Consider the following 20,477-nt stretch of genomic DNA (forward strand, 5'->3'; position numbering starts at 1 on the left):
TCATTGTATTGTTCTTTTTGGGCGTCAGACGCTCAGCGTCTGACGCAGTCATACGTTACTTCTTGCGTGCCCGGTCAAGATAACGGGCAATCCGGCCGATGGAATCTTCCAGGTCATCCGGGCGGGGCAGGAACACCACGCGGAAATGGTCCGGGTCGGGCCAGTTGAAGGCGGTGCCCTGAACGATCAGCACTTTTTCTTCGCGGAGCAGGTCCAGCGCAAAGGCTTCATCGTCTTCGAACGGGAAGACCTTCGGGTCCAGCTTTGGGAACAGGTACAACGCGGATTTGGGTTTCACGCAGCTAACGCCGGGAATCGAGTCGAGCATTTCCCAGGCCAGATCACGCTGGCGCCCCAGGCGGCCGGTGGGCAGCACCAGATCACCAATGCTCTGGTAGCCGCCCAGTGCCGTTTGGATGGCATGCTGGCTGGGCACATTGGCACACAGACGCATGCTGGCCAGCATATCCAGCCCTTCGATATAGCTTTCCGCCCGGTGTTTGGCGCCGGAAATAACCATCCAGCCGGCACGGAAACCGGCAGCACGGTAGTTCTTGGACAGGCCGTTAAAGGTGATGAACAGCAGATCATCGGCCATGGAGGCGATGGAGGTATGTTCTTCGCCGTCGTAGAGAATCTTGTCGTAGATTTCATCGGCGAACACGATCAGGTTGTTCTCGCGGGCGATCTGCAACAGCTCGCGCAACATGGCCGGCTCGTAATTGGCACCGGTGGGGTTGTTCGGGTTGATGATCACCAGTGCCTTGGTGTTCTTGTTCACCTTGGCGCGAATGTCTTCCAGAGACGGCTGCCAGTCCTGCTGTTCATCGCACAGGTAATGCACCGGGGTGCCACCGGATAACCGCACGGAGGCAGTCCATAGCGGGTAGTCAGGCGCGGGCAGCAGAACTTCATCGCCGCTGTTGAGCAGTGCCTGCATGGCCATGACAATCAGCTCGGACACCCCGTTGCCGATGATTACGTCATCCACGGTGACGCCTTCAATGCCCTTGGTCTGGGTGTATTGCATCACCGCCTTGCGGGCCGGGAACAGGCCCTTGGAATGGCAATACCCGGTAGAATCCGGCAGATTGGCGATCACGTCCTGAAGCAGTTCTTCGGGGGCTTCGAAACCGAACGGGGCCGGGTTGCCGATATTCAGCTTGATTACCCGGTGGCCTTCGTCTTCCAGGCGGTGCGCTTCACGCAGCACGGGGCCGCGAATGTCGTAACATACGCCTTTGAGTTTGTCGGATTTGCTGACGTGGTATTGATCGCTTGTCATGAAGTTCCCGCAGGTCGACTCGTAGAGGGCAGGGAAGTGATTCTACAATGCGTCCTTTTCACTGTATATCTGACGCCCGCATACAAAAGGCACAAACCGGAGTAGAGCGTGACCCCATTCAAGGATTTACTGGCCCTGGCGGTGAACCGCAAAGGCTCACTGAAAGCGGTGCAGTCACAGCTGCCTGACGTCGCCGATGCACAAACTCTGCGTGGCCGTGACGATGCGTTTTATATGTCAGCGTTAACCCGCCGTATTTTTCGTGCCGGTTTGAAACATTCCCTGGTGGACAACAAGTGGCCGGCATTCGAGGAGGCCTTTTTCGGTTTCGACCCGGAGAAGCTGGTGCTGATGCCGGACTCCATGCTCGACGAGCGCATGCAGGACACCCGTTTGATTCGCCACTGGGGCAAGATGAAAGCGATCCGCCATAACGCCCAGCTGGTGCTCGACCTGGCCGAAGAGTACGGCAGTGTGGGGAACTGGCTGGCGGACTGGCCGGCGGACGATACCGTGGGCATGTGGCTGTTGCTGAAGAAGCGCGGCAAGCAGCTGGGCGGCAATTCCGGTGCCGCGTTTTTGCGCATGGTGGGGCGCGATACCTGGTATCCCACTGGCGATGTGGTGGCCGCGCTGAAAGCGCAGAACATTATCGACAAACCCCCGGTGAGCCAGCGGGACCAGAAAGCCGTCCAGGCCGCTTTCAACACCTGGCAGGCGGAAAGCGGGCGGCCCCAGGCGCATATCAGCAAGGTGCTGGCGTTTACCGTGGGTTGATCCAATCCTGGAACTCTCGTGCTTTATTAAGAGTCGTGACTGGCTTGATGCAGGCGAAAACATAAATGATAATGACTCGCCTTTAATGCACTGAATCGAGTTCATGCCTATGCCGCGCACCTTCCTGGCCCGTCCTTTCTTCGGGGTCCTGCTCGTGTTTTTCTGTTTTTCCCTGCCTGCCCATGCCGCCAACCAGACTGCCCTTGTCCAGCTGGTCGAGTATGTGGGGGCGGACTATATCAATGCCGTGGTGGATGGCGAGATTGTCAGCCCGGCAGAATATGCCGAAATGGCGGAATTCTCCGTGCTGCTGGCCGAAGGGGTGGCAGAACTGCCGGAGGCTGAAGGCAAGCAGACCCTGCAAACCCAGGCCAGTGACCTGCAGCAAGCGGTGGCCGATAAAGCGGCGGAGAGTGAGATCAAGGGGCTGGCGCAGTCTATCCGCGCGACCCTGGTGAGTGTGTACGGCATTCCCGTGTCCCCGAAAAAAGCGCCGGACCAAGCACACGCGGCCGCGCTGTACCAGAGTCAGTGCGCGGCCTGCCACGGGGCCGAGGGCAAGGGTGATGGGCCGGCTGGCGTGGCGCTGGAGCCGGCGCCCACCGATTTTACCGAGGTGGAACGCTACAACGGCCGTTCACTGCTGGGGCTGCATACCACCATCACCCAAGGGGTCGACGGCACTGGCATGGCGGCTTACGCAGACACCTTGAGTGAGGAAGACCGCTGGGCACTGGCTTTTTATGTGGGGGCCAAGGCGGTCACCGATCAGGTGGCCGAGGAGGGCGAACAGGTTTTCAGTACCGTGCCTGGCATGAAAAGCACTCTCACCTTGGACACTCTGGTGGCTCAGGCTCCGGAAGATGTGCTCAAGGAGCAAGGCCCGAAAGCCTATGCGGCCCTGGGGTACCTGCGCCGCACCCCCGGTGCGTTGTTTAACAAGAACCGTTTCATCGCCTTGAGTCATGACAAGCTGACCGATGCCGACAAGGCGTATCAGGCCGGCGATAGGAAAGCTGCTAAGGCGGCGGCGCTGTCTGCCTACCTGGATGGTTTTGAAATGATTGAGCAGCAGCTGGCTGCGGTGGACAGCGAGCTGATGCGCAGTGCGGAATCCCGCTTTATGGCGGTACGCGAAGCCATCGACCGGGATCGTGAGGCCAGTGAGGTGAGCGACAAGGTGGCGGCAGCCCAACAGGGCCTGGCCCGGGCCAGTGATGCCTTGTCCGGTGACGGCCTGAGCCCGGCGGCAACCTTGTCTGCCAGCTTCTTCATCCTGTTCCGTGAAGGTCTGGAGGCCCTGCTGGTGGTGGCTGCACTGTTGACGTTTACCCGCAAGGCCAACGCGGTGAAGGCGACCCGCCATATTCACTATGGCTGGATCACGGCGTTAGTGGCCGGCGGCCTGACCTGGTACGTGGCCAACACGCTGATTACCTTCAGTGGGGCATCGCGGGAAATGACCGAAGGCTTTGCCGGTGTCGTGGCCGCGCTGATTCTGTTTTATGTGGGCTTCTGGATGCACAGCAACAGCAATAGCCAGAAGTGGATGGGGTACATCAAGAGCAAGGTGGACAATGCCCTGGGCGGCGGCACCATCTGGGTCTTGGCCTTCGTGTCCTTCATTTCCGTGTACCGCGAAATTTTCGAGACCATCCTGTTCTACGAGGCCCTGTTGAGCCAGGTGACGGCGGCGACTCAGCCTTACCTGTTTTACGGTATGGGGGCGGCCATTCTGGCGCTGGCGGTGGTGTGTTTCCTGGTCTTCCGCATTGGCATGCGCTTGCCCCTGAGTCTGTTCTTCCGCGTGACCAGCATTGTCCTGCTGATCCTGTCGGTGATTCTGCTTGGCAACGGCATTGCCGCCCTGCAGGAAGCCGGGCTGATCAGTGCGTTCTACCTGGGCGTGCCCACCATCGAATGGTTGGGTCTCTACCCGACCGTGCAAGGTGTGGTCGCACAATCAGTGGCGATTATCCTGGCCGTGGTTTTCTGGCTGCGTGGGCGTCGCGGCCAGTCGGCCTGAGCACTGAGTTGCTCCGGGTATCGTGTCCCGGATTGAAAGAGCCGCCTACGGGCGGCTTTTTTGATTGACGGGCCAGCCCGTGGCTACAGTCACTGCTGTGAATCGCGTAGACTTTTCGTTCCGTTAGTTCAGGACATTTCATGCCTCATATCAGCTTTCTTGGCACCGGCCTGATGGGTGCGCCCATGGTGGCGCGACTGCTGGATGCCGGTTTTTCCCTTACCTTATGGAACCGTACCCCTGACAAGGCGCAGCGGTTTGCCGATCGAGCGCTCATTGCGGCCAGTCCGGCGCAAGCGGTGGCCGGGGCCGATGTGGTGATCACCATGCTGGAAGACGGCGCGGTGGTGGATCAGGTGCTGTACCAGAGTGGTGCTATTGCCGGGTTGCGCCCGGACACGCTGGTCATCGACATGAGCTCTATTGAGCCTGCCACCGCGCGTCGGCATGGGGCGCAGGTGACACAACAGGGCGGGGGGTATCTGGATGCGCCCGTGTCCGGTGGCACCCGGGGGGCTGAGGCGGGGGCACTGTCGATCATGGCGGGCGGCAGTGAGGTGGATTTCCACCGGGCGGCCCCGATTTTTCAGGCCTTGGGCAAGGCAACGCATATTGGCCCGGTGGGCAGCGGTCAACTGGCCAAGCTGGCTAACCAGGCGATTGTCGGCATTACCATCGGCGCGGTTTCAGAAGCCCTGTTGCTGGCCGCCAAGGGAGGCGCACGCCCGGACAAAGTGCGTGAAGCACTGCTGGGCGGGTTTGCGGGCAGCAAGATTCTTGAGCAGCATGGCGAGCGCATGCTGGCCCGGGATTTCGAACCCGGCGCCCCGGCGCGGATCCAGCTAAAGGACTTGCGCATGATTCTGGATGAGGCCCGTGCCGAAGGGCTGACTCTGCCCCTTAGCCAGCGGGTGTTCGAGGAATATCGCGCCTTGCAGGCCAGTGGTCATGGCGATGTGGATCACAGTGGCTTGTTGCTGGAGCTGGAAAGGCTCAATGGCGTTCGCTTGTCCTCTGGCACGGGGGAGGAAGATCCCAAAGAGGAGAACGGGTAATGCCACGCTTTGCCGCCAACCTGTCCATGTTGTTCACCGAGTTACCGTTCCCGGACCGCTTTGCCGCTGCGGCGGTTGCCGGCTTCAAGGGGGTGGAATACCTGTTCCCGTATGACTGGCCTGCTGACCAATTGGCATCCTTGCTGGCGGATAACGGACTGACCCAGGTGTTGTTCAACCTGCCGGCCGGGGACTGGGATGCCGGAGAGCGCGGCATCGCGTGTTTGCCGGATCGGGTCGAGGCATTCCGCGAAGGCGTGTTTACCGCCATGGACTATGCCGAGGTGCTGGGTTGCGGCCAGGTAAACTGTCTGGCCGGCCTGAAACCGGCAACGCTGCCAGCAGAGGTAGCCTTTGAAACCCTGGTGGAGAACCTGCGTTTTGCTGCGGACCTGTTCGCCGCCAAGGGGCTGACCCTGACACTGGAAGCGATCAACTCCCGGGTGGATATGCCCGGTTTTCTGGTGGATACCTCCGCCATGGCCATGGCGGTGATCGACGCGGCGGGCCGCGACAATATCCGCCTGCAATACGATCTTTATCATATGCAGATCATGGAAGGGGATTTGTGCCGTTCTCTTTCGCAACTTTGTCCCCATATAGGACATATTCAGTTTGCCGATAATCCCGGGCGCCATGAGCCGGGCAGCGGCGAAATTCATTTTGATACCGTGTTTGCTCACATCGACTCGCTGGATTATGCGGGCTGGGTGAGTGCGGAGTACCGGCCCCGGGCCGACACAATAACCAGCCTGGGCTGGTTTAACGCAACCAAACAGGAACCGTGATGCAATTCAATTGGGGTGGAAAGATCATCCTTGGCCTGCTCGGCATGCTGGCGGGCGGGCCCATTGGCATGGGTATCGGCGTGCTGATTGGGCATATGCTCGACAAGGGCGCCGAACGGGTACAGACCTTCAACCCGTTTCGGCCCTATGGTCCCGGTGAGCAGTCGCAGGTCCAGGCCGCGCTATTCGATACGGCGTTTACGATCATGGGGCATCTGGCCAAGGCCGATGGCCGCGTCAGCGAGGACGAAATTGCCCAGGCCAGAGCGGTGATGGATCGCATGCAGCTGTCCGAAGAGCAGCGCAAGCAGGCGATTGCCTTGTTCAATCAGGGTAAGCAGGATGATTTTCCGCTGGAGCAGACCGTGGCCGCGTTTGCGACAACGGTGAAACATCGCAAGCAACTGATTCTGGTGTTGCTGGAAATTCTGCTGCAAACCGCATTGGCTGACGGCGAACTGGACCCGGCCGAAGAAGCGATTCTGGTGCGGGTGGCCGAAGGCCTGGGCGTGCCGCGTGCCCAGTTCCAGCAGATTCTCAATATGCTGCTGGCCCAGGCGCAGTTTTCCGGCGCCCGGGGCGGGCACTCCTATCAGGGTGGCCAGCAGGCTGCCGGGCCGTCGCGTCCGTCCCTGTCGCAGGCGTATCAGGTGCTGGGTATCACCGATAGCGCCAGTAACCAGGAGATCAAGAAAACCTACCGCAAGCTGATGAGCCAACATCACCCGGACAAGCTGGCCGCCAAAGGCGTGCCGGAAGAAATGATCCGCGTGGCCACGGAAAAAACCGCAGAAATCAGCAAGGCCTACGAAATGATCAAGGAACACCGCGGCTTTAAATAAACAAACGCTGCAGGCCTCACGCAACAAGCAGCACGCCGGCGGTGTTACGTGCAGCGTGAAGCCTGTTGCGCCTCCCGATTCAATAACTGGCGCTGGGGAGCCGGTCGATTTTCGGAATCGACCAGCCACTGCTGACCAGATCGGATTCCCCGGACCACCAACGATTCAGCAAACGGGTTGGCAGATCGGCGCGGGCGCGACCACTGAGCCGTTGCTGGGCTTCATGGTAGGCCGGTTGGTAGCGCAGACGCTCGGGTAGCCGACAGGTCAGGTCCATCAACCGGTGAAGGTGTTTCTGGTAGTTGCGATGGGCATCGAGCCCGGTTTGTGGCAGCCGAAACTGTTCGCGCAGGTGCTCGGGAATCTGGAAAGACGCCAGGCCAAGATAACTCCCGTAAGGGAGCCGCCCGGGGTAGCCCTGTTCGCGAATCAGGGTATGCCCCAACTGGCGACGGTGGCGGGGAATGGCGCCATTGCGGGCCAGCCGCTTATTCCACCAACGCTGATGGGCATGCCAGTGTGCGGGCAATCGCTGTGGAGGTATGCCCAGTGCCTCGGCCATCACCATGGTTTCTTCAAACAGCCGTTCCTGGTGGGCGGTGGAAAGCGGCTCAATCACGCTTTGGTAGACCCGCAGGCACGAATCCATCCACGCACTAAGCATGTATAACAGGGTGTCGCTGTCTTCCACATCAAACAGGGTCTTGCGCCGGGTACGCTGGCTTTGCAGGGTCAGTAACGCCTGGTCCAGATTGCCGAAAACCAGTTTCAACATGAACACCTGCGTATGTTGCAAGCGCTGGATCATGTCGTTTCCGGATGAGGTCAATTGCGCGGTGCGGCTGTCTGCCAGCGCCAGTAGCAATACGCGGCCTTGTGCCAGGCACATGAGGTTTTCACGCATCAGTTGCCAGCAAACGGAGCCGGGACCAAACAGGCCGGCATCCGGGTGGTGGCAGCGGTCGCTGGTGCGTAGCAGGCCGTGTTCCAGATGATCTCGGGTGATTAATTTCGGTAATGCCATGTGCATGCCTCCGTTCTGCAAATGGATACGGTTTACCGACTACCACCAAACACTGCAGGACAAGGCTGCAGGGGGACAACGTAGTGCAGACTCCAACATGGCCGTGCTGCCATGCTTACTTTTATCTTACGGCCACGGGCGATTGAATCTAATCAGAAAATGTGGTGATTTGGAGTCTTGAGGGGAACGGTGATCCGTTTCTGCTTGTCGCATAAACAGGGCCGGTCCTATTGATTGGCCTGCCATTTCCATTAAAGGAGCGACCTTCATGTTGGGCGAAAATCACAGCATTCATCACGAATTTCCCGATTTTCACCAGAAGATAGACGAGCTTGCCAACGCAGATCCCACGTTCAAGGCACTGATTCTGGAGCACGACAAACTGGACAAACAGATACGGGGGCTGGAGATGCGCGAGAGCCCGATTTCGGATCCTGAGATGGAACGGCTAAAGCAGGACCGCATACGGCTGAAGGACGAGGTCTACCACCGGTTAAGCCATCACTGAAAGAAAAAGCCTCTGGGATCAGAGGCTTTTTTCATTTACTTCATTAACAGTCTAGCTTTTGGTTCAGTGAGCAGATTTTTTGCATAGACGCCTGGCGGCAAGCCATTGCTGTCCTGGCTGTAGTACATTCGGGTGATGAAATAAAATTCCTTACCAAACGGAATGTCGGTCAGCGAAAAGCCCACATTGGGTAATTGTCCGGCAAATCTTTCGGGTTCATTCACCTGGCTGGCATCGTCCTGATAGAGCAGCCGGGCAGGGGTATCGAAACCCTTCACGAACGCCAGTTGGGCCAGCATGTCGAAGCCCCGGCCGGTGCCAAACCAGATCCAGTTATTCCCTTTCAGTGGCATGGCGAGCATGGCTTTTTCCGATTCGGATAGCACGCCATCGGTAATGGCAACGTGGTTGCCAGTCCAGCTGGTAACCAGTTTGCTGTCGTACAGATCGTTGCCGTCCAGGGAAATGTCCAGCGCAGGGCGCTCCAGCACGGTGTCGGCGATACCGGGCAGGGTGAAGCGGCTATGGATATCGACCTGTTGCGGCATCACCAGGAAATAGTTGTGAATGCGCAGTACTGGTACCCGCGCCACCTTGACGGAAGTGGTGGCATAGACCATGGCTGCCAATGGGCCGCTGATGATCTGTTTTACTTTCGGATCCAGGTTGTTGTTGTTCAGGGTGACGCGATTGTTTTCTCCGAATACGCCAGCGCTGAGACGTAACTTGAGCGTATCAAGGATACTCTGGCGCTGGCCGTTTTCCCCTTCGAAACCGCGAAAATAGAAATCGTTCCACTTGAACAAATTCTGGTCCGCCATGCTCAAGGCAAAATCTGTGCTTTTGATCGTCATGCTTTTGGGATCGAACTGCACATAGCGTTCGGTGCTTTGCAGGTAAGCGTTTTTGACCAGATAAAAATGATGTTCCTGGTCGTTGTGAGTGACCACCAGATCGGCAACAACCTGTTCTGACACCTGGCCACTCAGTGCCGGGCCGCCGTCTTCAAAACGCAGCAGCAGACGGTCTTCGCTATCGATTCGCAGTGGGTCACCAAGCAGGTGGGTGCTGTCGTCTTCCTGGAAGTAGGGATAGCCCTCTTTCGACCATTGCACCCACTGATGGGGAACCGGCGAGAGGCGGCCATCCTGCATGGCAAAGAAGGAATACAGGCCGGTTTGCTTGCCGAGTAACGGTTTGAAGTCGGCACCGGTGAGCGTGATGATCTGGGCCCAGAGGGCGGGGGAAGCGCATAGCAGCAAGACGGTGGCCAGCGCTCGTATGACGGTATTTTTTATCATTATGGTCTGTCATGGCTGTCGGTACAGCGCCCATGATGCGCCTTTGTGCCGGGCCGTCAATGGCCCGGCGACCGGGTGGTCAGGTTTCTAGCTCAATGCGATGGGCAAAATGGGCCAGGGCCTGCGGATTGGCCAGGGCGTTGTGGTTGGTAACCGGGCGCCCGTGGATCACCTCACGCACCGCCAGCTCCACGATTTTTCCGCTGACCGTACGGGGGATTTCGGGAACCGGCAGAATGACTGCGGGCACGTGGCGTGGTGTGGCGCCCTGGCGAATGGCTTTGCGGATACGGGCCTGAAGCGCGTCATCCAGTTCGACGCTGTCTGCCGGAACCACAAACAACACCACGCGCACATCGCCGTCGAATTGCTGCCCGACCACAATGGCTTCGCGGATTTCCGCCAGGGTCTCCACCTGGCGATAAATCTCTGCCGTGCCGATACGTACCCCACCGGGGTTGAGTACTGCATCGGAGCGGCCATGGATAATCAGCCCCTGATGGCTGTCATGGGGCACCAGCTGGGCGTAATCGCCATGGGCCCAGATGCCCTCAAAGCGGGCAAAATAGGCCGCGTGAAAACGCTGGCCGTCCGGGTCATTCCAGAAGCTCACCGGGCAGGATGGAAAGGGACTGCGGCACACCAGCTCGCCCTTACTGTCGGCAAGAGCCTCGCCGTCATCATCGAATACGGCCACATCCATGCCCAGGCCGAGGCACTGCAGCTCGCCGCGGTACACCGGCAGCATCGGGTTGCCCAGTGCGAAGCAGGAAATAATGTCGGTACCACCGGAAATGGAGCTAACCAGTAACGACGGCTTTACCTGCTGGTAAAGGTAGTCGTAGCTTTCGTGGAGTAGCGGCGAGCCGGTGGAGAACAGGGTGCGCAGGGTGCCGAGATCGTGGCTGTCTTTCGGGCGCAAGCCGGATTTTTCCACCGCCTGAACAAACTTGGCGCTGGTGCCGAAGTGAGTAATCTTTTCTGCGTCGATCAGGTCAAACAACCTGCCGGTATCCGGGTAGGCCGGGTTGCCGTCGTAGAGCACCAGAGTAGCGCCGGTGTGCAGCCCGCAGATCAGCCAGTTCCACATCATCCAGCCGCAGGTGGTGAAGTAGAACAGGGTGTCGGTGTCGCGCACATCTCCGTGCAGGTGCAGCTCTTTGGTCTGCTGAAGCAGGGTGCCGCCAGCCCCATGGACGATGCACTTGGGCTGCCCGGTGGTGCCGGAGGAATAGAGAATAAAAAGCGGATGGTCGAAGGGCAGGCGCATAAAGTCAGGCGCAGGGCCGGCGGCCTCCAGCCAGGCGCCCCAGATCAGTGCCCGGGGAACGCTGCTGCTATCGCCACGGCCGGGTACCACAATCAGTAATTCCGGTTTCAGGGCGTGATGCAGTGCGTCTATACGTTCGCCCAGGTCGATCCACTTGCCGTTGTAGTGATAGCCATCACAGGCCAGCAGCACCTTGGGTTCGATCTGGCCGAAACGGTCCAGTACCCCGGAAACCCCGAAATCCGGGGAGCAGGAAGACCAGACTGCGCCGATCCAGGCGGCGCCCAGGGCAGCGATCAGGGTCTCGGTGCGGTTGGGCATAAAGCCCGCTACCCGGTCTCCGGGTTGAATGCCGGCGGCCAGGAGTTGAGCGGCCACTTTGCCGGCGGCCACCCGCAGTTGCGCATAGCTGATGACACTGCGGCCGCCATCTTCCAGTACGCTGACCACGGCAGGGTGGGTGTCGTTGCGTTTGAGCAAATTTTCCGCGTAATTGAGTTCGCCGTGGGCAAACCAGCGGGTGTCCTGAAAGCGTTCGCCGGGCGTCAGCACGGTGTCGCCGGGGTGGCCGACTACGTCGCAGTGCTCCCAGACCTGTTGCCAGAAGGCGTCGGGTTGCTCCACAGACCAGCGATGCAGGGCCTGATAATCCGTTAAGGGCAGGCCACTGTTGGTACGTGCCTGCTGCCAGAAAGCGGCCAGGTGGGTGTGCTGGCTGTTGTCATCAGGCTGCCAGAGAGGGGCGTTCATGCTGTCTCTCCCTTGCTGTCGGTATTCGCGTGGGTTTCATGGGCACTGAATTCCACCAGCACCGTGCCTTCGCTGACACTGTCGCCAGCGGCGACGGCAAAGCCGTTCACCGTGCCGGATACGGTGGCGCGCAGGGTGTGCTCCATTTTCATGGCTTCCAGTGTAATCACCGCATCGCCGGCTTCAACGCTATCGCCGGGGGCAGCATGCAGGGCAACAATGGTGCCGCTCATGGGGGCACTGAAGCCGCCAGCATCCGCATGCTGGGCGGTATCACGGCTGGGGTTCAGGGTGACCGGGTAGGCCTGGCCGCCCACAAAGAGCATAACGGTGTGGGTATTTTGCCAGGCGAAGCGGGCCGCCAGACTGTCCGTTCCCCAATGCAGGCTGAAACGGTGGCCGGCGGGGGTCACGGTAAAACTGACAGCAGCGCGGCGGTCGTCGATGGCGGCTTGCTGGCCGTCTTCGCGTACAGTGAGTTGTTCCCCGTTTGCTTCCACCCGGGTTTGGCGCAGGTGCTGATTCAGCGGGCGCCAGCCATTGAGGGATTGCCAGGGGCTGTCACCGGTGGCCCTGTGCGCCTGCAAGCGCGCCGCAGCCAGGGCCAGCAGGGCGGGGTCGACGGCGGTGGCCTCCATCAAATGCGGACGATGTTCCAGCAAACGGGTATCCAGATCGGCCTCGGCGAAGGCGGCATCGTTGAGCACCCGGCGCAGGAAGGCGGCGTTATGGTGGATGCCCTCCAGCTCCAGGGCGTCCAGTGCCTGAATCAGTTGTTGGCGGGCGGCGTTGCGGTCCGTGCCGTGACAGATCAGCTTGGCGATCATGGGGTCGTAGTGTTCGTCCACGCGATCGCCCTGTTCGTAGCCCGCATCGACTCGGCTCTGGGCATGAGGCCAGCGCAGGTGACGGAGCAGGCCGGAGGAGGGCAGGAAGCCCTGTTCCGGGTTTTCCGCATAGAGACGGACTTCCATGGCGGCGCCGTGGCGTTGAATCTGGTCCTGCTGTTTGGGCAGTGGTTCCCCGGCTGCCACGGACAGCTGCCAGGCCACCAGGTCTTCGCCGGTGATCATCTCGGTGACCGGGTGCTCTACCTGCAGGCGGGTATTCATTTCCATGAAAAAGAACTGGCCGCCGTCAACGTCGCTATCGGCCGCTGGAGGCGCATAAAGGAATTCCACCGTGCCGGCGCCACGATAATCAATGGCTTTGGCGGCTTGTACTGCAGCATGGCCGAAGGCGTCGCGGGTGGCCTCGTCCAGACCCGGTGCCGGCGCTTCTTCAATGATTTTCTGGTGGCGGCGCTGTACCGAACAATCGCGTTCAAACAGATGAACAGCGTTGCCATGGTTATCGGCAAACACCTGCACTTCCACATGGCGGGCGGTGGCCAGATAGCGCTCCAGCAGCACCCGATCGTCACCAAAGGCGTTACTGGCTTCGCGGCGGGCGGCGGCCAGGGCTTCATCGAATTCCTCGGCACCATTGACCACGCGCATGCCCTTGCCACCGCCGCCGGCCACGGCCTTGATCAGTAGCGGGAAACCGACCTTTGCCGCGGCAGCGGTCAGCTCGCTGTCGCTGGCGCCTTCTTTATCGAAGCCGGGCAGAACCGGCACGCCACTTTCTGCCATCAACTGGCGAGCGGCGGCCTTGTCGCCCATGACTTCGATGGCGCGGGCATTGGGGCCCACAAAGATGATGCCGGCCTGGTCACAGGCGGCGGCAAAGGCCGTGTTCTCGGACAGAAAGCCGTAGCCGGGGTGGATGGCATCGGCACCGGTGGCCTGGGCCGCCGCGATCACCTTGTCGATGACCAGATAGCTGTCGCGGGCAGCAGCAGGCCCCAGGCAAACGGCCTGGTCCGCTTCCATTACGTGGGGCAGGGTAGCATCAGGTTCGGAATAGACTGCCACCGTGGCTATGCCTTGTTGGCGGCAGGTACGCATGATACGACGAGCAATTTCGCCGCGGTTGGCGATCAGGAGTTTTTTTATCTTTGCCATAGCTATGCCTATATCGGTGGCAATGTCGTTTTAGTAGCGTCGTTTGCGTCGCGATCGGGATGAGTTAAAAGTTCAAAGTTTAAAGTTAAAAAACGCGGAATGGACCGTTATGTTTTTTCAGGCAGTGCCCGCGATGTAAATGGTTTGAGCGCGGAGCACCTAAAACCTGAATGGGCACAGAATCAGCTTCGCGTTTCAACTTTTAACTTTAAACTTGCAACTGCCTTTCATCGCGCCGCCAGCGACGCTCCTACGGATAGTGGGTCAGATCCAATTCGGTTTCCGTTTTTCCAGAAAGGCGCTGAGCCCTTCCTGGCCTTCATCGCTGGTACGCAACCGGGCGATAAGGGCGGCGGTGTGATTGAGCATGGCGTCGTCGATGGGTCCATCACTGACGCAGGCAATCAAGGCACGGCTTTCCACCTGTGCCAGCGGGCCGCCGCTGAGCAGAGACTGCACCAACGCATCAACGGTGCTGTCGAGAGCGTCTTCGCTGACGACCTCGTGGACGATGCCGATCTGTTGTGCGCGGTCAGCGGGGATCACTTCTGCGGTCATGAAATAGCGGTTGGCCTGCCGCGGACCCATGGCGCGAACCACGTAGGGGCTGATCACCGCCGGTACGATGCCCAGTTTCACTTCACTGAGGCAGAAACGGGCGTTGTCTGCTGCCACGGCCATGTCCGCCGCGCAGATCAAGCCCAAGGCTCCACCAAAAGCGGCCCCTTGTACGCGGGCAATGACCGGCTTGGCGCATTGATCAATGGCCTGCATCAGCGCGGCCAGGCGCAGGGCGTCCTGCTGATTCTGTTGCGCATCCAGCTTGCCCATGGCACGCATCCAGTTCAGGTCCGCGCCGGCGGAAAAGTGCTTGCCGGCAGCCTGTAACACCACAACGCGCACGCTGTCATCGCCGCCGACTTTTTCAAACGCCTCGGTGAGCGAGGCGATAATGATGTCATCGAAGGCGTTACGCTTATCCGGGTTATTCAGCGTAATCCGGGCAACGTGTCCTTGAATGTCTGTCGTAACACTCATGTCTTGCTCTCTTTGGTCGTGTTGCGTGAAGCGTGAGGCGTGCAAGCGTCACTCAATTACATCCGGAACACGCCGTAGCGTGTTTCTTCAATCGGTGCGTTAAGGCTGGCGGAAATGGCCAGACCCAGCACGTCGCGGGTATCGGCGGGGTCGATGACGCCGTCGTCCCAAAGGCGGGCGCTGGCATACCAGGGCTGTGCCATTTCCTCATAGCGTTCGGTCATCTCGGCCTGGAATTGTCCCGCCTCTTCATCGCTCCATGCCTGGCCCTTTTTCTTCAGTGAGGCCTGTTTCACCTGGGTAAGAACACTGGCGGCCTGTTCGCCGCCCATTACCGAGATGCGGGCGTTGGGCCACATGAACATGAAGCGCGGGTCATAGGCGCGGCCACACATGCCGTAGTTACCGGCGCCGAAACTGCCGCCGGTGATTACGGTGAATTTCGGCACGGTGGCACAGGCCACCGCGTTGACCATCTTGGCACCGTGTTTGGCGATGCCTTCGGCTTCGTATTTCTGGCCGACCATGAAACCGGTGATGTTCTGCAGGAACAGCAGGGGAATCTTGCGCTGGTTGCACAGCTCGATGAAGTGCGCCCCTTTTTGAGCCGACTCCGAGTACAGCACTCCGTCGTTAGCGAGAATGCCCACCGGGTAGCCGTGGATGCGGGCAAAGCCGCACACCAGGGTGGTGCCGTAACGGGATTTGAATTCGTCCAGTTCTGAGCCATCGACCATGCGTGCAATCAACTCACGGGCAGGCATGGGCTGGCGGGTGGTGGTGGGGATTACACCGTACAGCTCCTGCGGGTTGTAGGCCGGGGCCTGCACCGGCAGGCGCTTTACCTGATCCGGTTTGTGCCAGTTCAGGTGGGCGATGCATTGGCGCGCCAACTCGAACGCATGGGGTTCGTCTTCAGCCAGGTGATCCGCCACACCGGATTGTTCGCAGTGCAGGTTGGCACCCCCCAGATCTTCGGCAGTGACCACCTCGCCGGTGGCCGCTTTTACCAGTGGCGGGCCGGCCAGGAAGATGGTGGCTTGTTCTTTCACCATGATCACTTCGTCGGCCATGGCGGGCACATAAGCGCCGCCGGCGGTGCAGGAACCGAGCACGACACTGATCTGCGGAATGCCACGGGCGGACATGTTGGCCATGTTGAAAAAGATGCGGCCGAAGTGTTCGCGGTCCGGGAATACCTCGTCCTGGCGGGGCAGGTTGGCGCCGCCGGAATCCACCAGGTAAATACAGGGCAGGCGGTTTTCCGCAGCAATGGCCTGGGCGCGCAGGTGTTTTTTCACGGTGAGCGGGTAGTAGCTGCCGCCTTTCACGGTGGGGTCGTTGGCGACGATCATGCATTCCACACCCTGCACCTGGCCGATACCGCCGACACAACCGGCGGCGGGCACGTCTTCGCCGTAGACGCCTTCGGCGGCCAGGGCGGAGATTTCCAGAAACGGGGACCCCGGGTCGAGCAACAGATTGATGCGCTCGCGTACCGGCAGCTTGCCGCGCTCACGAAGCCGCTGCTCGGCTGCTTCGCCACCGCCATGGGCAATGTGATCGAGCTTGTCCTGCAATTGCTGACGCAGCTGCAGGTTGTGTTCCCGGTTGGCCTGGAAGTCCGGGCTGTTGGGATTGATCTGGCTATTGATCTTGGGCATAGAATTCCTCGCTTACACGCTGCACGCCTGCACGGACCACGCTGGTGGGCGCGTGCAGGCGTGGTGCGTGCGCCGTGTTAGCGTGTCTCGTTAAACAACTCGCGGCCAATCAGCATGCGGCGGATTTCGCTGGTGCCGGCGCCGATTTCATAGAGCTTGGCGTCGCGCAGTAGGCGGCCGGTGGGGTATTCGTTGATGTAGCCATTGCCGCCCAGGGTCTGGATTGCTTCCAGTGCCATTTTGGTGGCGTTCTCGGCGCAGTAGAGAATCACGCCGGCGGCATCCTTGCGGTTGGTCTCGCCGCGGTCACAAGCCTTGGCCACGTTGTAGAGGTAGCTGCGGCTGGCGTTGAGCATCACGTACATGTCGGCGATCTTGCCTTGCATAAGCTGGAATTCACCGATGGCCTTGCCGAACTGCTTACGCTCGTGGACATAGGGCACCACCACATCCATGCAGGCCTGCATGATGCCGGTGGCGCCACCGGACAGTACGGTGCGCTCATAATCCAGGCCACTCATCAGCACCTTGACGCCTTCGCCCACGGTGCCAAGTACGTTTTCTTCCGGCACGTGGCAGTCTTCGAATACCAGTTCGCAGGTGTTCGACCCGCGCATGCCGAGCTTGTCGAGTTTCTGGGCCTGGGAAAAACCGGCAAAACCCCGCTCCACGATAAAGGCGGTGATACCTCGCGGGCCGGCGCTGGTGTCGGTTTTGGCGTAGATCACATAGGTGTGCGCGTCGGGGCCATTGGTGATCCACATCTTGTTGCCGTTCAACACGTAGTGGTCGCCTTGCTTATCGGCACGCAGCCCCATGCTGACCACGTCGGAACCGGCACCGGGCTCGCTCATGGCCAGGGCACCGATATGGTCGCCGCTGACCAGTTTGGGCAGGTATTTCTCGCGCTGGGCATCGGTACCATTGAGGTAGATCTGGTTGACGCACAGGTTGGAGTGGGCGCCGTAGGACAGGCCAATGGACGCAGAGGCCCGGGAGATCTCTTCCATTACCAGGGTGTGGGCCAGGTAGCCCATGTTGGCGCCGCCGTATTCTTCGCTGACAGTAACCCCGAGAACCCCCAAATCACCGAGCTTCTTCCACATCTCCAGCGGGAACTGGTTGCTCTGGTCCACCTCGGCGGCGATCGGCGCGATTTCCTTCTGGGCGAAGTGGCGCACGCTATCGCGCAGGGCCACCAGGGTTTCATCCAGATCAAAGTTAAAGCTGCTGTCAAACATGGTCAGGTTTCTCCAAAGCGGTGAGGGCGTCTTCGCAGCGCTGGTCGGCGTCGTCCAGCTCCTGCTGTAGTGCCTGAATATCTCTGAGTTGCTGGTTCAGTTGGTCACGGCGTTGCTGAATCTTGTCTTGCAGGGCCAGTAGCTGGTTGCGGTTATCGCCGCTGGGTTGATACATCTGAATCAATTCCCGGGACTCGGCCAGGGAAAAACCCAGCCGTTTACCGCGCAGGATCAGCTTCAGGGTCACCCGGTCGGCGGGGGAGTAGACCCGTGTCTGCCCGCGGCGGGCCGGGTTGACCAGATTCTGGTCTTCATAAAAGCGAATCGTACGGGTGGTCACGTCGAATTCCCGGGCCAGCTCGCCGATGCTGTAGGTCTGTTTTTTACTCATGGCGAAATCCTAGGGGAAGTTTACGTTAACGTAAAGTATGCGTTTTGGCCTTTTTGGTGCGTGACACCATGTTTACCGGTGCCTAGACTCCGGGCTCAATGTAAGGGGACGGTGGGAATAACAATGAAAGAGACGTGGAGTCGTTGGGTGGTGGCACACCCGGTGTGGGTGCTGCTTATCTGTATTGCGCTGTGTGCGGCCATGGCCGCCGGGCTGCAGAGTTTCCGCAACAATAATGATCCGCGTATTTTCTTCACTCAGGAAAACCCGGATTTCAAACGGTTCGTGGCGCTGGAGGACAGCTTTACCGCCAATGAGGTGGTGCTGTTTGTGGTGCACCCGAAGAGCGATCAGGTGTTTGAAACGCAAACCCTGGAAGCGATCGAGTCTCTCACCGACGACGCCTGGACGCTGCCTAATTCCACCCGGGTGGATTCCCTGACCAACTTTCAGCATACCGAGGTGGAAGGCGACGAGCTGTATGTGGCGCCGCTGGTGGAAGATGCTGAGCAAATGGCACCGGACGCCATTGCCCGCGCCCGCGCTATTGCCTTGAAAGAACCGGCGCTGGTCGGGCGGCTGGTTTCTGACCGGGGGCATGTGGCCGGTGTCGTGGCCACGGTGACCATGGATGAGGGGAATACCGAAGCCCCGGTGATTACCGCCGCCGCCCGCGAGATGGCCCAGGCCTACCGGGAGCGCTACCCGGATATCGAGTTTATGGTCACGGGCACCGTGGTGTTTTCCCAGGCTTCCGCTGACGCCACCGAGCAATCCATGGCCACCACCTTGCCACTGGCCTTTGTGGTGATGTTGCTGTGTCTGTGGCTGATTCTGCGCAGTGGTATGTTTGTGGTGGTGACGGTGATGGTGATCGGTTTTTCCATCGCCTCGGCCATGGGGGTGGCCATGTGGCTGGGGATCGAGTTTTCGCCCATCGTGGGCATGGCCCCGGCCATGATTCTGACACTGGCCGTGGCGGATTCGGTGCACATCCTCGCCAGTTATCGCCATGAATGCCTGGAAGGCAAGGCGCGGGCGGCGGCCATGCTGGAAAGTTTGCGTATCAACATGCAGCCGGTCTGGCTGACCAGTTTTACCACGGCCATCGGCTTCGCCATCCTCAACTTCTCCGAATCCCAACCGTTCCGTGCGCTGGGGAATGTGGTGCTGATCGGGGTGCTGCTGGCGTTTGTGTTCTCGGTGATTTTGTTGCCGGCGCTGGTGATGTTGTTGCCGCACCGTATCGAGCCCGGCAAGCAGCGGGATTTTGCGCCCCTGATGGGCGCGCTGGCCGGGCACCTGAGCCGCCACTTCAAACCCTGGCTGCTGGGAATGTCGGTGGTGGTCGTGGTGCTGACCGCCTGTATCGGGCTTAACCGCATCAATGATGTGTTCAACGAATACTTCGATGAGACATTTGAAGTGCGGCGGGTTAATGATTTCGCCATGAACAATCTTACCGGCATGCACCGTATCGATTACGCGGTGCATTCCGGTGAGTCAGGCGGGGCCATGGAGCCTGCCTATCTGCAGCACATTGATGATTTGACCGTGTGGCTGGAACAGCAGGATGAGGTGGTGTACGCGACTGCCTATACGGATGTGATCAAGCGACTGAACCGGGACATGCATGGTGGTGACCCGGCCTGGTACCGCATTCCTGAATCCCGCGAGCTGATTTCCCAGTACACCTTGCTGTATGAGCTGTCGCTGCCCCAGGGGTTGGGGCTGGAAGACCAGCTGGATATCGACAAGGAGCAGGCCAGGGTGATTGTGATGCTGGAGAATATCGGCTCGCGCCCGGTGCTGGAATTCAATGACCGGGTAGAAACCTGGATGCAGGACAACTGGCCGCAAATCATGCAAACGAAAGGCACGGGCATGGATATCCTGTTTGGGCGCGTCACCATGCGCAATATCCAGAGCATGCTCAGCGGCGCGCTGATTGCGCTGATCAGCGTGTCGGTGTTGCTGGTAATTGCGCTGCGTTCGGTGCGCTATGGCATCTTGTCCCTGTTGCCGAATCTGTTGCCGGCGGCCATGGCCTTCGGGCTGTGGGGGCTGGTGAACGGGGAGATCGGCCTGGCGGTATCGGTGGTGGCCTGCATGACGCTGGGGATCGTGGTGGATGACACCGTGCACTTCCTCAGCAAATACGTTCGCGCCAAACGTGAATTGGGGCTCAAAACCGAGCAGGCAGTGGCGTACGCATTCCGTACTGTCGGTGTGGCGCTGGTGGCTACATCGGTGGTGCTGGTGGCGAACTTTGCTGTTATCGGGACCAGCCATTTTTACCCCAATTCCAGCATGGGGCAGTTGTCTGCGATCACCATCGCCATGGCGCTGATTGTGGATTTCTTCTTTTTCGTGCCACTACTGGTCGCGCTGGACCGTCGCAAGCGGACCGGAGGCAGCGGGCAATAGGCTCTAGCCAGTCTGGTGAGGCGGTGTTAACGTAGCGCGAAACCGGTTTTTCCAGTTTCTGCGGAACAAAACACAGTGCCATAC

General features: G+C 59.7%; 16 protein-coding genes. 7 read left to right on the forward strand and 9 right to left on the reverse strand.

Annotated features, from left to right (window positions below; all coding sequences use genetic code 11):
• Positions 1-55: 55 nt before the first annotated feature.
• Positions 56-1,285: a pyridoxal phosphate-dependent aminotransferase gene (locus tag ADG881_RS01190; RefSeq protein ID WP_007150857.1), complete on the reverse strand. Its 1,230-nt coding sequence runs from the start codon at positions 1,283-1,285 to the stop codon at positions 56-58.
• A gap of 108 nt (positions 1,286-1,393) precedes the next feature.
• On the opposite strand from ADG881_RS01190, the gene ADG881_RS01195 reads away from it, so the two are divergent.
• The 5 genes from ADG881_RS01195 (at position 1,394) to djlA (ending at position 6,773) form a co-directional block, all read left to right on the forward strand.
• Positions 1,394-2,062, forward strand: a complete 669-nt coding sequence (locus tag ADG881_RS01195) for a DNA-3-methyladenine glycosylase I (RefSeq protein WP_007148471.1) — start codon at positions 1,394-1,396, stop codon at positions 2,060-2,062.
• A gap of 103 nt (positions 2,063-2,165) precedes the next feature.
• Complete coding sequence (locus ADG881_RS01200; protein ID WP_232211663.1) at positions 2,166-4,088, forward strand: FTR1 family protein; 1,923 nt, start codon at positions 2,166-2,168, stop codon at positions 4,086-4,088.
• 140 nt (positions 4,089-4,228) lie between these two features.
• Positions 4,229-5,143 carry an NAD(P)-dependent oxidoreductase gene (locus tag ADG881_RS01205; RefSeq protein ID WP_007151057.1) on the forward strand — a complete coding sequence of 305 codons (915 nt, stop codon included), beginning with the start codon at positions 4,229-4,231 and terminating at the stop codon, positions 5,141-5,143.
• Positions 5,143-5,931, forward strand: a complete 789-nt coding sequence (gene hyi / locus ADG881_RS01210; protein ID WP_007150558.1) for a hydroxypyruvate isomerase — start codon at positions 5,143-5,145, stop codon at positions 5,929-5,931. Before ADG881_RS01205 ends, hyi begins: the two co-directional genes overlap by 1 nt.
• Positions 5,931-6,773: a co-chaperone DjlA gene (djlA, locus tag ADG881_RS01215; protein ID WP_007149107.1), complete on the forward strand. Its 843-nt coding sequence runs from the start codon at positions 5,931-5,933 to the stop codon at positions 6,771-6,773. Before hyi ends, djlA begins: the two co-directional genes overlap by 1 nt.
• Before the next feature lie 79 nt (positions 6,774-6,852).
• On the opposite strand, the gene ADG881_RS01220 is transcribed toward djlA, so the two are convergent.
• Entirely contained in the window at positions 6,853-7,797 is a 945-nt protein-coding gene (locus ADG881_RS01220; protein WP_155135411.1) for an oxygenase MpaB family protein, read from the reverse strand.
• Positions 7,798-8,065: 268 nt separating this feature from the next.
• On the opposite strand from ADG881_RS01220, the gene ADG881_RS01225 reads away from it, so the two are divergent.
• The gene (locus ADG881_RS01225) at positions 8,066-8,305 is read left to right on the forward strand and encodes a YdcH family protein (RefSeq protein WP_007149535.1); all 240 of its coding nucleotides are present in this window, start codon (positions 8,066-8,068) and stop codon (positions 8,303-8,305) included.
• Between the two features lie 35 nt (positions 8,306-8,340).
• On the opposite strand, the gene ADG881_RS01230 is transcribed toward ADG881_RS01225, so the two are convergent.
• The 7 genes from ADG881_RS01230 to ADG881_RS01260 all read right to left on the reverse strand — a co-directional run bounded on the left by ADG881_RS01230 (position 8,341) and on the right by ADG881_RS01260 (position 17,966).
• Positions 8,341-9,606 (reverse strand): hypothetical protein, encoded by a 1,266-nt coding sequence (locus ADG881_RS01230; protein WP_007151380.1) that lies wholly within the window; start codon positions 9,604-9,606, stop codon positions 8,341-8,343.
• Between the two features lie 79 nt (positions 9,607-9,685).
• The gene (locus tag ADG881_RS01235) at positions 9,686-11,626 is read right to left on the reverse strand and encodes an acetoacetate--CoA ligase (RefSeq protein ID WP_007148637.1); all 1,941 of its coding nucleotides are present in this window, start codon (positions 11,624-11,626) and stop codon (positions 9,686-9,688) included.
• Positions 11,623-13,632 (reverse strand): biotin carboxylase N-terminal domain-containing protein, encoded by a 2,010-nt coding sequence (locus ADG881_RS01240; RefSeq protein WP_007148358.1) that lies wholly within the window; start codon positions 13,630-13,632, stop codon positions 11,623-11,625. Before ADG881_RS01240 ends, ADG881_RS01235 begins: the two co-directional genes overlap by 4 nt.
• Positions 13,633-13,896: 264 nt before the next feature.
• On the reverse strand, positions 13,897-14,670 hold the full coding sequence (locus tag ADG881_RS01245) for an enoyl-CoA hydratase/isomerase family protein (protein ID WP_007148950.1): 774 nt from the start codon (positions 14,668-14,670) through the stop codon (positions 13,897-13,899).
• Between the two features lie 56 nt (positions 14,671-14,726).
• Entirely contained in the window at positions 14,727-16,334 is a 1,608-nt protein-coding gene (locus ADG881_RS01250; protein ID WP_007150306.1) for a carboxyl transferase domain-containing protein, read from the reverse strand.
• A gap of 77 nt (positions 16,335-16,411) precedes the next feature.
• The gene (locus ADG881_RS01255; RefSeq protein WP_007149972.1) at positions 16,412-17,575 is read right to left on the reverse strand and encodes an isovaleryl-CoA dehydrogenase; all 1,164 of its coding nucleotides are present in this window, start codon (positions 17,573-17,575) and stop codon (positions 16,412-16,414) included.
• On the reverse strand, positions 17,568-17,966 hold the full coding sequence (locus ADG881_RS01260) for a MerR family DNA-binding transcriptional regulator (protein WP_007149116.1): 399 nt from the start codon (positions 17,964-17,966) through the stop codon (positions 17,568-17,570). The genes ADG881_RS01255 and ADG881_RS01260 overlap by 8 nt, the downstream gene beginning before the upstream one ends.
• Positions 17,967-18,089: 123 nt before the next feature.
• Here ADG881_RS01260 and ADG881_RS01265 point away from each other — a divergent pair, with 123 nt between their 5' ends.
• The gene (locus ADG881_RS01265; RefSeq protein WP_007151243.1) at positions 18,090-20,393 is read left to right on the forward strand and encodes an RND family transporter; all 2,304 of its coding nucleotides are present in this window, start codon (positions 18,090-18,092) and stop codon (positions 20,391-20,393) included.
• Positions 20,394-20,477: the final 84 nt, after the last annotated feature.

Origin of the sequence: Alcanivorax sp. DG881, from assembly GCF_000155615.1 — a bacterium.
Taxonomy (GTDB): Bacteria; Pseudomonadota; Gammaproteobacteria; order Pseudomonadales; family Alcanivoracaceae; genus Alcanivorax.

Coding starts and splice junctions, on each gene's coding strand:
- ADG881_RS01260 (WP_007149116.1), bottom strand. CDS start 17,966: ATGAGTAAAAAACAGACCTACAGCATCGGCGAGCTGGCCCGGGAATTC.
- ADG881_RS01240 (WP_007148358.1), bottom strand. CDS start 13,632: ATGGCAAAGATAAAAAAACTCCTGATCGCCAACCGCGGCGAAATTGCT.
- ADG881_RS01235 (WP_007148637.1), bottom strand. CDS start 11,626: ATGAACGCCCCTCTCTGGCAGCCTGATGACAACAGCCAGCACACCCAC.
- hyi (WP_007150558.1), top strand. CDS start 5,143: ATGCCACGCTTTGCCGCCAACCTGTCCATGTTGTTCACCGAGTTACCG.
- ADG881_RS01230 (WP_007151380.1), bottom strand. CDS start 9,606: ATGATAAAAAATACCGTCATACGAGCGCTGGCCACCGTCTTGCTGCTA.
- ADG881_RS01255 (WP_007149972.1), bottom strand. CDS start 17,575: ATGTTTGACAGCAGCTTTAACTTTGATCTGGATGAAACCCTGGTGGCC.
- djlA (WP_007149107.1), top strand. CDS start 5,931: ATGCAATTCAATTGGGGTGGAAAGATCATCCTTGGCCTGCTCGGCATG.
- ADG881_RS01190 (WP_007150857.1), bottom strand. CDS start 1,285: ATGACAAGCGATCAATACCACGTCAGCAAATCCGACAAACTCAAAGGC.
- ADG881_RS01220 (WP_155135411.1), bottom strand. CDS start 7,797: ATGGCATTACCGAAATTAATCACCCGAGATCATCTGGAACACGGCCTG.
- ADG881_RS01225 (WP_007149535.1), top strand. CDS start 8,066: ATGTTGGGCGAAAATCACAGCATTCATCACGAATTTCCCGATTTTCAC.
- ADG881_RS01245 (WP_007148950.1), bottom strand. CDS start 14,670: ATGAGTGTTACGACAGACATTCAAGGACACGTTGCCCGGATTACGCTG.
- ADG881_RS01265 (WP_007151243.1), top strand. CDS start 18,090: ATGAAAGAGACGTGGAGTCGTTGGGTGGTGGCACACCCGGTGTGGGTG.
- ADG881_RS01250 (WP_007150306.1), bottom strand. CDS start 16,334: ATGCCCAAGATCAATAGCCAGATCAATCCCAACAGCCCGGACTTCCAG.
- ADG881_RS01200 (WP_232211663.1), top strand. CDS start 2,166: ATGCCTATGCCGCGCACCTTCCTGGCCCGTCCTTTCTTCGGGGTCCTG.
- ADG881_RS01205 (WP_007151057.1), top strand. CDS start 4,229: ATGCCTCATATCAGCTTTCTTGGCACCGGCCTGATGGGTGCGCCCATG.